Below are 2,990 nucleotides of genomic sequence, written 5' to 3' on the forward strand. Positions count from 1 at the left end.
GCGCGAGGCCCGCGAAGCGATGGGCTTCCGCGTTCTCGATAATCTGAGTGACTTTTTCCAAGGCCGTGAACCACGTGACCGGGTGATCTGATGCAAGCGCTGGCCCAAAATATTCAGTCCCCCCTGAACCGGCCAAGCTATGCTGATGGGTTGCGCTCGGAACTGCGGGCGTTGTGGCGGAACATTCTGATGAAACGGGCGCCGCATGTAGCGACATGGGCCGGGGCCTCACCGCTGCAATCCATCCCCACCGGGCCCGAGGCGACGCCCTATTTGCAGGCCCTGTCTATATGGTTCCAACTGTTGCGTATCATCGATGAAAACGCCGAAGTCAGAGATCGTCGACTGACCGAGACCAATAGCGGGCCCGAAGCGGTCGAAGGCGGGTTTGCCGAGGTGTTGTCTGACCTGTCCCTGGCAGACAGCCCAATGGAAAAACTGACCGCTAATCTGTGTGCCGGACCCACCCTAACCGCGCATCCAACCGAGGCCAAACGGGTCACCGTACTGGAAATCCACCGGCGGATTTATCGCAACCTTGTCAGTCTTGAAACGCAACGCTGGACTCCAACTGAGCGCGCCGAATTGCTGAAAAACCTGGAAGGTGAAATTGACCTCCTGTGGCTGACCGGTGAACTTCGCCTGACGCGGCCAAGCCTGCACGATGAGATCGAGTGGGGTTTGCAATTCTTCAGGGACGCAATCTTTGACGCTGTCCCGCAAGTCATGGATCGGTTCGATCAAGCCTGCCTGCACATGCTGGGAAAGACCTTGAGCAAAACGCCCAGTATTCGCTTTCACAGCTGGATCGGAGGCGACCGGGACGGCAATCCGAATGTCACGACAGAGATGACCGCGCTGGCCTTGCAACGTGGGCGCGAAACGGTTCTGGACCTCTACGGTCAAGCCCTTAAACAAGCCGCAAGCAAGCTGAGTATCAGTGCGCTCATATTGCCGCTGCCCGAACCACACAGGACACGTGTACAAGAAATTGTCGACCGGGCTCCGGACACTGGCCGCAATCAGAACGAACCGTTCCGGAAGGCTCTGGATGCCTTACGCCTTCGGCTGATAAAAGACGGCTATAACCACATTTCGCAATTCGTGAACGATCTAAACGCGCTTGATGCCGCTTTATGCGCGGTCAAAGCCGAAAATCTGGCGCGAAGACATATCCGCCCACTGCGCCGGGCCGCAGCGGTTTTTGGGTTCCGTACCGCAACGCTGGACATACGCCAGAATTCCACCGTCACAACCGATGTTCTGGCCGAAATTTGGTCACAATCCGGGCAGGCATTGGAATATGGTACGCCCGAATGGTCTGCCCGTTTGCGGGCCGAATTGGCCGATCAGAACTTGCCCTATCAAAATCGGGAAGCGCTGAGTGATCAGGCCCAAGAGCTCCTTGCCCTCCTGACACTTGTCTACAGCGTTCGATCGGGACCAGACCCCAAGGCTATCGGACCATTCATCCTGTCAATGACCCGTTCCGCCGACGACATTCTCGGTGTCTATCTTCTGGCCCGGTACGCAGGATTCGGGTCCGAAACTCTGGATTTATCAGTGGTCCCACTGTTCGAGACGATTGCCGACCTGCGCAATGCCCCAGCGATATTGCTGGACGTTCTTGATGTTCCGCTTTCCCGCCGCAGCCTTAAAACCGAAGGTAACGTGATCGAGGTGATGCTGGGTTACTCAGATAGTGGCAAGGATGGCGGCTATTTCTGTTCAACCTGGGAATTGGAGCGCGCGCAACGAAGGATCGTCACAGCACTGGCCTCGCAAGGTTTCAAGGCTACATTTTTTCATGGGCGCGGCGGCTCCGTCAGCCGGGGCGGAGCACCTACCGGGCGCGCCATCGCCGCACAACCCAGCGGAACCATTGCCGGACGCTTGCGTGTTACGGAACAGGGTGAGGTTGTTTCGACCAAGTATGCTAACCGCGGCACAGCTGCAGCGCATCTGGAATTACTGCTCTCAAGCACGCTTCGACATACGGCTAACCCCAGCGAAACCCCGCCCCGGCCCGAATTTGACGATGCGCTGGATGCCCTATCGGAACTGTCGCAAACAGCCTATGTATCGCTTCTGCAGATGCCGGGTTTTCTGGACTACTTCCAGCAGGCCAGCCCCGTCGAGGAACTTGCTCGCCTAAAAATCGGCTCCCGCCCGACCCGTCGGTTCGGCGCAGCTAGTCTCGATGATCTGCGGGCTATTCCATGGGTTTTTGCGTGGTCGCAGAACCGCCACCTGATTACCGGTTGGTACGGGTTTGGTGCAGCCATGGCCAGCTTTCGCAAATTCCGAGGTTCGCGCGGTGACGAAGTTTTGCAAGAAATGTTTCAGAAATCTCGCCTGTTCCGCCTCGCTGTCGATGAGATGGAGAAATCGCTCTATCAGGCTGATATGGGCATCGTCACGCAATACGGCGAACTGGTGCGCGATAAGTATATCCGCCAAAGCATCTCTCAGGCGATCAAAACAGAATTCGATAACGCTTGCAGCGCTGTGCAGTTTCTGACTGGCGGTCAGACAATAGGTCACCGTTTTCCCCGGCTGTGCGAACGATTTGATCGCAAACGGGCGGAGCTGGCTCGCATTCACGCATTGCAAGTCGAACTGCTGCAACAAGCCCGAAACAAATCGCAAGCAGGATCAGTCCCTGTGCCGCTACTGCAATCCATGAACGCTATTTCCGCTGGCCTTGGCTGGACCGGCTAACCAATTTCAGGAGATATGCCCCGTGAATGTCCCGCATCGTCTAGACGGTTTTTTCACCCAATCCCTATCCGACCGTGACCCTGAGCTTTTTGGCTCGATCACATCTGAGCTGGGCCGCCAGCGCGACGAGATCGAGCTGATCGCGTCCGAGAACATCGTCTCAGCCGCCGTGATGGAGGCGCAGGGCTCGGTGATGACCAACAAATACGCCGAAGGCTATCCTGGTCGGCGGTATTACGGCGGCTGCCAATTCGTTGATATCGCTGAAA

General features: G+C 57.0%; 1 protein-coding gene and 1 pseudogene. Both read left to right on the plus strand.

The window, feature by feature from the left end:
- Positions 1 to 90 precede the first annotated feature (90 nt).
- Positions 91 to 2,721 (plus strand): phosphoenolpyruvate carboxylase, encoded by a 2,631-nt coding sequence (locus ACR0B0_RS20815; RefSeq protein WP_480649418.1) that lies wholly within the window; start codon positions 91 to 93, stop codon positions 2,719 to 2,721.
- A gap of 22 nt (positions 2,722 to 2,743) precedes the next feature.
- Positions 2,744 to 2,990, plus strand: a pseudogene (glyA, locus tag ACR0B0_RS20820) (serine hydroxymethyltransferase); the annotation flags it as partial.

Source organism: Ruegeria sp. BA12, from assembly GCF_056539625.1.

Coding starts and splice junctions, on each gene's coding strand:
- ACR0B0_RS20815 (WP_480649418.1), top strand. CDS start 91: ATGCAAGCGCTGGCCCAAAATATTCAGTCCCCCCTGAACCGGCCAAGC.